The organism is Kitasatospora sp. NPDC059722 (genome assembly GCF_042733235.1).
In the GTDB taxonomy this organism is placed as follows: Bacteria; Actinomycetota; Actinomycetes; order Streptomycetales; family Streptomycetaceae; genus Kitasatospora.
This window is the reverse complement of the sequence record NZ_JBHWGD010000072.1, coordinates 33,498-40,611: the sequence shown is the minus strand read 5'-3', so window position 1 is coordinate 40,611 and position 7,114 is coordinate 33,498. Positions and strand designations below refer to the sequence as shown.

Genomic DNA, 7,114 nt, shown 5'->3' with positions numbered 1-7,114 from the left:
GTGGTCCTGGGCGGGGGTCCCACGGGGGGGGGGGGCCGCGGCGGGGGGGGGGCGGGGGGCGGGGGGGGGGGCCGGGCGGTGGCGGGGCTCGCCGCCCGGGGCGTTACCGCTGCCCCAACAACGACCGTACCGCTCGACGTACCTGTAGGCATCGCCGCGCGCCCCCTTCACCTGTTTTCCACCGGCTGCCGAGAGTCCCGGAGGAACCGGCCGGGACCCGGGGTCGGCGCGGTTCGCCGACGGGCCCTTGCAAGCCCGGCGCCGAACCGTTTCTGCGCAGCTCACGCTAGGTTCGCCGGGCGCCCGGCCGACCGTTCCTGACGACTCCCTGACGCGCCGCCCGCCGATCTTTACGCCGCCTTGGCGGCCGCGTCGGACGCCCGGGGCCGGGGCCCAGGCCGCACGCCGGGTCAGAGGCCCGGCCGCCGCCCGAGGCGCACGCTCGCGACCCGGACCGTCCGGCGCGGCACGGCGCTCGGCAGCGCCACCAGCAGCGCCGCGGCCGTGAACAGCGCGAAGTGGCCGCCCTCCGGCCACGGGCCGGACCAGCCCAGCTCGGCGTGCCGGTGCTCGGCGAACGCGTTGCAGCACAGCCAGGCCGACAGCCCGATCACCGGCGCCGCCGACGGCCGGGAGAACGCGCCCGTCAGCCCGCTGAGCGCCGCGTACGCGGCCAGGGCGAACCAGCCCGAGTGCAGTTCCCCGAGCGTGCCGAGGCCGAGGGCGAGGACGCCCCCGGCGACGAGCGCGACGGTGCCGGACACCGCCACCGCGAGCCGGTCCACGACCGGGCGGTAGCGCTGCCCGCCGGGGCGCGCCGAGTACATCCGCACGGGCGACTACCCCTTCGTGCCGACGAGTTCGGGCACGTGGCCGATCGGCAGGTGCCACCGGGTGCGCCGGTGCAGGGCCTCCAGCTCGCGCTGGAGCGGCGGGGCCGGGACGGTCAGCACCGGGCACGCGGCCTCGCGCAGGCAGTGGGACGCGACGGAGCGCCGGAAGCCGCGGCGCAGCAGGCCTCCGCCGTGCCCGAGGACGAGGAGGTCGTCGGGGCGGTCGGCGATGTGGACGAGCGCCGGCCCGGTCTCGCCGCGGACGACGACCGGGTGCACCGGCACCCCCGGGTCGGCGCCGGCGAAGGCCGCGTCGAGCGCGTCGCGCAGACGTTGGTCGGCGGCGTCGCGGGCGGCGGTGAGCAGCGGCGGGCAGGGCGAGCGGCGGTAGCCGAGCTCGCCGCCCGGGGGCTCCCAGGCGAGGACCGGCACCAGCGCGGCGCCGGTGCGCCGGGCTTCGGCGGCTGCGCGGTGCAGCGCCGCGAGGCTGCCCAGTGAGCCGCTGACCCCGACCACCACCCGGGTGGTGCCGCAGTCGTCGTACCGCCGGTTGCCGTGCATGGTGTCGTCCTCGGGTCGTCGTTCGCGGGCCGCCGTTCACCGCGGTGCCGCGTTCGCCTCCAGCCAATCGCCGGAAGAACCACGGGTGGCGTTTCTTGGCGCTTCCTTGACGTCCGGGGCGGCCTTCCGAGCGCGTTCCATACGCCGGGCCCGTGGCCGTGGCCGGGTTCACTCCGGGACGGCGGCCGTGACCTGCGGCTTTGTGGCATGCAACAAGGCGCGTCCGGAATCCGGAGGCGGCGGTTCGTCCGGATCGCCCCTATTGCGGCGGCGACGGGTGGCGAAGGATTGGCAGGCCGTCCGGAGTGACCGATTCCGGGCGGATTCCTGCACCAGAAGGCTTCCCTCATGCCGCAGAGCACCCACATCGAGCAGTACGGGGTGGACACCATCCCGGACGCCGACCGCACCAGCACTCCCCGGGACGTGGTCAGCATCCTCGTCGGTTCGAACCTCGCGTTCGGCGTCGTCGTGTTCGGGTGGCTGCCGGTCTCGTTCGGGCTCTCGTTCTGGGCGAGCCTGAGCGCGCTGGTGCTCGGCACCGTCGCGGGGATCGTGCTGACGGCGCCGCTCGCGCTGGTGTCGCTGCGCACCGCGACGAACCTGTCGACCAGCTCGGGCGCGTTCTTCGGCGTGCGCGGGCGGCTGATCGGTTCGGTGGTCGGCCTGCTGCTGTCGCTCGGGTACACGGCGCTCGCGCTGTGGGTGGGCGGCGACGTGGTGGTCGGGGCGCTCAACCGGATGCTGGGGCTGCCCGCCGACGGCGTCGCGTACGTGGCGACGTACAGCGTGCTGGCGGTGCTGAGCGCGACGGCGGCCGTGTTCGGCTACCGGCTGCTGCTGAAGCTGGAGCGGGTGCTGATGTGGGCGATGGGCGCCCTGCTGCTGGCCGGGCTGTTCGCGTTCGCCCCGCACTTCGACGGCTCGGCGCACGGCGCCTACCTGCTGGGCGGATTCTGGCCGACCTGGCTGCTGGCGGTGGTCGCGGCCGGGCTGAGCGGGCCGATCGCGTTCATCACCCTGCTGGGCGACTACACCCGGTACGTCTCCCCGGCCCGGCACGCGCCGCGCAAGGTGCTGTGGTCGACGTGCCTGGGCCTGTTCCTGGGCCTGCTGATCCCCCAGGTGTTCGGCACCTTCACCGCCGTCGCGACCGGCGCGGGCAACGACTACGTGCACGGGCTGATCGCCGGTGCCCCGGCCTGGTTCCTGCTGCCGCTGCTGATCAACGGGCTGCTGGGCAGCGCGGGCAACACCGGCCTGATGCTGTACAGCATGGGCCTGGACCTGGACGCGATCCTGCCGCGCGCCACCCGGCTGCAGGCCACCTACGTCGTGGCGGCGCTCTCGGCCGTGCTGGTCTTCCTGGGCCACTTCGTGTGGAACGCGCAGGACGCCGTCACCTCCTTCGTGCTGGTGCTGACCGCGATCGGCGCGCCCTGGGCCGTGATCACGCTGATCGGGCACCGGCGCTTCCGCGGCGACTACGACCAGCACTCGCTCCAGGTGCTCAACCAGCGCACCCGCGGCGGCATCTACTGGTACCGGGGCGGCTGGAACGTCCCGGCGACGGTGGCCTGGGCGGCGGGCAGCGCGCTCGGCCTGTGCGCGGTGGACACCCCCGCCTACCAGGGGCCGCTGCTGCCGCTGACCGGCGGGATCGACCTGAGCTTCGTGCTGTCGGGCGCGCTCGCGGCCGCGCTCTACGTGCTGCTCTCGCGCGGGGCGCGCGGCAAGGCGCCGGCGCTGGCGAAGCGGGAGGCGGTCCGGGAGACGACCTCCGAAACGGTGCACTGAGACCGCATGGTGCTATCGTCAGTAGCACCATGTTGCTGAAGCTGGACATCGGCGACGCCCGTCCCCTGCACGAGCAGGTGGCGGGCGCGATCCGTCGGGCCGTCGCCGAGGGCGAGTGCGCCCCCGGTGACAAGCTGCCGCCCGCCCGGGACCTCGCGCGGGCCCTCGGCGTCAACACCAACACCGTCCTGCGCGGGCTGCGCGCCCTGCGCGACGAGGGCGTGCTGGAGTTCCGCCGCGGCCGCGGCATCACAATCGCCGCCGACGCCGGATCGCGCGCCGAACTGGTCGACCGCGTACGCGAGTTGATCGCGGACGCGGCCCAGGCCGGCTACAGCAGGAACGATCTCGTGGATCTGATCAGGGGGATGCCGTGAACGACTCGGAGCCTGTAGTACCCACCGCGACGGAGCGAGGGCCACGCCGGGGAGGGCCCTGGGCGGCCGCGGCCTTCGCGGCCGGCGTGCTCGGGCTGCTCGTCGCACTCCCGCTGGCGGCGGCCGACCGGCTGCCGGACCCGGTGGCCACCCACTGGAGCGGCAGTCGGCCGGACGGCTCGATGTCGCTCACCGCCGCCGCGCTGTTCCCCGCCGTGATCTGGCTGGGCCTGGTCGCCCTCGCCGCCGTCGTCCGCCGCTTCCGGGGCCGCCAGGCGCCGGGCGCGCCCGGGGCGATCCTGGCCGCCGGCGGGGTGCTGCTGAGCGGCGCCCAGGCGTCGATCGTGCACGCCAACCTCGACCGCGCACGCTGGCAGGACGCCGCCTCGATGGACGCCTGGGTGATCCTCATCGTCCTGACGACGGGCGCCGCCGGCCTCGTCACCTGGCTCGCGACCCGCACGCCCGCCACCGGCACCGCCCCCACCGGCCCGCGCGGCCCGGTCATGACGCTCCCGGCCGGGGAGCGGGTGGTCTGGCTGTCCCGCACCTCCAACGTCTGGATGCAGCTCGCCGCCGCCGTCCTCGGCCTCGGCGCGGCCGGCACCGCCCTGGCCGGCGCCACCGGGCTGACCCCCGGGCACTGGTCGCTCACCACCACGCTCGCGATCCTCGCGCTGACCGTCCTCGCCTGCTCCTCCGTGCAGGCCCGGGTCACCACGAAGGGCCTGGACGTCGGCTTCGGCCCGTTCGGCTGGCCCCGGCGGCACTGGTCCCCCGCGGACATCGGCGCGGCCCGCGCCGAGCGGCGCACCGCCGCCCAGGCCGGCGGCTGGGGCTACCGGGTCAACGGCCTCGGCACCACCCTGATGCTCCGCGGCGGCGACTGCCTGGTCGTCGAGAGCCGCCAGGGCCACCGGTTCGCCGTCAGCGTCGACGACGCCGAACGCGGCGCCGCGCTGCTCAACTCCCTCGCCGAACGGGCGAAGGCCACGACCGCCTGAGCTCCCCCGCCACCTTCCGCAGCCCGGGGCGGGGGGCGGGCCGCGGCGCGGCGGTGGCGCCCGGCGGGCGGGGGGCGGGCCCGGGACGGGGGCGCGCCCCCGGGCCCGCCCCCCCCCGCGCCGGGCCCCCCCCCCCCGCGCGCCCCGCCGGCGGCGCGCCGCCCCGGGGCGCCGCGGCGTTCCTCCCGGGCTGCGGCGTTCCGTCCAGGATCCGGGCGCGGAGGCCGTGTCGTGGTTCCCCGAAGTCCTGCGCAGCCCTTCGAAGTCCTTCGAAACGATGGCTGGAGCCCCGCCCCGCGCCTCATAATTCCCCTATGCCGAGCGAGTTGAGATACGAGCCGCCGCTGCGCCTGCCCGCCGTCGTCACCGACCGATGGGGCCGTGCCGACACCGTCCTGGTCAACGACGGGCAGACCTTCTCCCTGCTCCTGCGGGGCAACCGGTACGAGGGCGACAGCCTCGACTCCCTCGAACTCGTCGGCCGGCTCGACGAGGACGCCCTGCCGCCCGACCTGACCCGGCTCGACGAACTCTGCTCCTGCACGATCGAGTGGCGCACCCCGCTCCAGGTCACCGGTCCCGGCCCGGACCCGCGACCCGGCCTCCTGCACGCCCGGCTCGTCCTCGGCGACGCCAACCCCGACGGCAGTCTCGACGCCCTGCACGTGACCCTCGAACTCGACCTGCCCGACGACGCCGGCACCGTCGCCTCCGGCGGGCCCTGGGAGGACATGGAGGACGCGCTCCTCGACCTCCAGCGCCGGCTCCCGCCCGGCACCGCCCTCGCGGCCTGCATCGCGTGCGCGTTCTCCGACTACTCCCCGGCCGGTTCCGGCTTCATCGGCTCGATGGCCTGCTTCCGCGGCGCCAAGGACGCCTACCGCGGCGTCACCGGCAAGGCCGACATCTTCCGCCTCTGGGACCGCCGCACCGGCTTCGCCCAGGAGACCTTCCACTGCGCCGAGTTCGAGCCCCGCCGACCGGGCACCGGCTACCGGGGGTAGGACCGGGGCCGCACCCAGCGGAAACCACTCGTTCCGGTGGTGTGGGGTCGTGCGGCGGCGCGGGTACAACAGAGGCAGCGCCGAGCCTCAAGGAGGCGTCCATGATCCCCCACTGGCGTGCCGTCAGAACTCCCTCACCCGATCCGTCCGACCCGACCGACCCGTCCGGCTCCCAGGACGAACGGACCGTCACCTTCCTGCGCCTCGGCGTCGGGCTGATCGGCATCCTCCTGCCGATCGCCCTGCCGCTGGGCAACTGGCTGTTCGCCGAGCTCAGGGGCCTGAGCACGAACGGCTACTGGCCCGCGTCGATGAGCGGCGCCTACTACTCCAGCACGCGGAACGTCTTCGTCGGGAGCCTGTGCGCCCTCGGGGTGTTCCTCGTCTGCTACCGCTTCGACCGCCGGGACGACCGCTGGAGCACGGCGGCCGGGGCGTGCGCGCTCGGTGTCGCGCTCTGCCCGACCTCGCCACCGAACCCGACGGCGTTCCAGGCCACGATCGGGGCCGTCCACCTCGTCCTCGCCGCGCTGCTGTACATCGTCCTGGCCCTGTTCTCCGTCTACTCCTTCCGCGACCCGCGGTACGAGCGCAAGCCGTGGGTCGCCCGCGGCTACCTGGCGGCCGGCGTGCTGATCCCCGCGCTGCTCCTGCTGGCCGCCGTCGCCGCGCTCACCCACCTCGGCACGGACTGGCCGATCCGCCCGGTCTACCTGTGCGAATGGCTCGCCACCTGGGCCTTCGGCGCGGCCTGGACGGGCGCCGCGGTCGAACTCGCCGCCGCGGCGGGCCCGTCCGGCTCGCGCGCCACCGTCGCACCGACCGCGGACCCGGCGCCGCAGTAGCCGGCGCACCGGTTCGCGTGACCGCCGCGCGGGGCCGGCCCCGCGCGGCGGCCCGCTGGACGCGACACGGACGGACGCACCACGAAGAACGCGCTGGTACCCGGCCGCGACCGGGACATCGCGATGGACGCGGGTGTGGCGGTCGAGCGCCGAGCGCGCGGCCTCACGACCCCGTCGCGGAGACCAGGCCCGCCTCGTAGGCGAGGATCACCAGCTGCACGCGGTCGCGGGCGTCGAGCTTGGCGAGCAGCCGGGTCATGTACGTCTTGACGGTGGCGATGCTGAGCACGAGCTCGGCCGCGATCTCGCCGTTGGACAGGCCCCGCCCGACGAGGGTGAGGATCTCGCGCTCGCGCCCGGTGATCGCGGCGAGGCGCGGGTGCTCCGACGCCGATGCGGAGACCGGTGCCGGGGCCTGCCCCGCGAAGGCGGAGATCAGGCGGCGGGTGACGCTCGGCGCGATGAGCGCCTCCCCCGCCGCGACCACCCGCACGGCGGCGAGGATGTCGTCCAGCGCCATGTCCTTGACCAGGAACCCGGACGCCCCGGCCCGCAGCGCCGCGTACACGTGGTCGTCGTCGTCGAACGTGGTGAGTACGACGACCCGGGTCGGGGCGGCCGCGGGCGGGGGGCGGGGGGGGGGGGGGGGGGTGTGAGTCACTCGCGCCCCACAGCTCGAGAGAGTCTGTGTGT

Annotated in this window: 8 protein-coding genes; 5 read left to right on the top strand and 3 right to left on the bottom strand. The window is 75.4% G+C overall.

Features of this window, described 5'->3' with window-relative positions:
* Positions 1-410: 410 nt before the first annotated feature.
* The gene (locus ACFV4F_RS33135; RefSeq protein WP_380442655.1) at positions 411-833 is read right to left on the bottom strand and encodes a hypothetical protein; all 423 of its coding nucleotides are present in this window, start codon (positions 831-833) and stop codon (positions 411-413) included.
* Positions 834-839: 6 nt separating this feature from the next.
* A complete protein-coding gene (locus ACFV4F_RS33130) occupies positions 840-1,394 on the bottom strand; it encodes a universal stress protein (protein ID WP_380442657.1) in 555 nt (184 codons plus the stop codon).
* Between the two features lie 348 nt (positions 1,395-1,742).
* On the opposite strand from ACFV4F_RS33130, the gene ACFV4F_RS33125 reads away from it, so the two are divergent.
* The 5 genes from ACFV4F_RS33125 to ACFV4F_RS33105 all read left to right on the top strand — a co-directional run bounded on the left by ACFV4F_RS33125 (position 1,743) and on the right by ACFV4F_RS33105 (position 6,421).
* Positions 1,743-3,191 carry a purine-cytosine permease family protein gene (locus tag ACFV4F_RS33125; RefSeq protein WP_380508146.1) on the top strand — a complete coding sequence of 483 codons (1,449 nt, stop codon included), beginning with the start codon at positions 1,743-1,745 and terminating at the stop codon, positions 3,189-3,191.
* Positions 3,192-3,220: 29 nt separating this feature from the next.
* The gene (locus ACFV4F_RS33120) at positions 3,221-3,568 is read left to right on the top strand and encodes a GntR family transcriptional regulator (RefSeq protein ID WP_380442661.1); all 348 of its coding nucleotides are present in this window, start codon (positions 3,221-3,223) and stop codon (positions 3,566-3,568) included.
* A gap of 86 nt (positions 3,569-3,654) precedes the next feature.
* Positions 3,655-4,572 carry a DUF1648 domain-containing protein gene (locus ACFV4F_RS33115; protein ID WP_380442663.1) on the top strand — a complete coding sequence of 306 codons (918 nt, stop codon included), beginning with the start codon at positions 3,655-3,657 and terminating at the stop codon, positions 4,570-4,572.
* Between the two features lie 314 nt (positions 4,573-4,886).
* Positions 4,887-5,576, top strand: coding sequence for a DUF6304 family protein (locus ACFV4F_RS33110; RefSeq protein ID WP_380442665.1), 690 nt, complete (start codon positions 4,887-4,889; stop codon positions 5,574-5,576).
* 101 nt (positions 5,577-5,677) lie between these two features.
* Positions 5,678-6,421 carry a hypothetical protein gene (locus ACFV4F_RS33105; RefSeq protein WP_380508143.1) on the top strand — a complete coding sequence of 248 codons (744 nt, stop codon included), beginning with the start codon at positions 5,678-5,680 and terminating at the stop codon, positions 6,419-6,421.
* Positions 6,422-6,584: 163 nt separating this feature from the next.
* Here ACFV4F_RS33105 and ACFV4F_RS33100 read toward each other — a convergent pair.
* A partial coding sequence (locus ACFV4F_RS33100) for a LuxR C-terminal-related transcriptional regulator (protein ID WP_380508140.1) occupies positions 6,585-7,114 on the bottom strand: 530 nt, incomplete at its 5' end.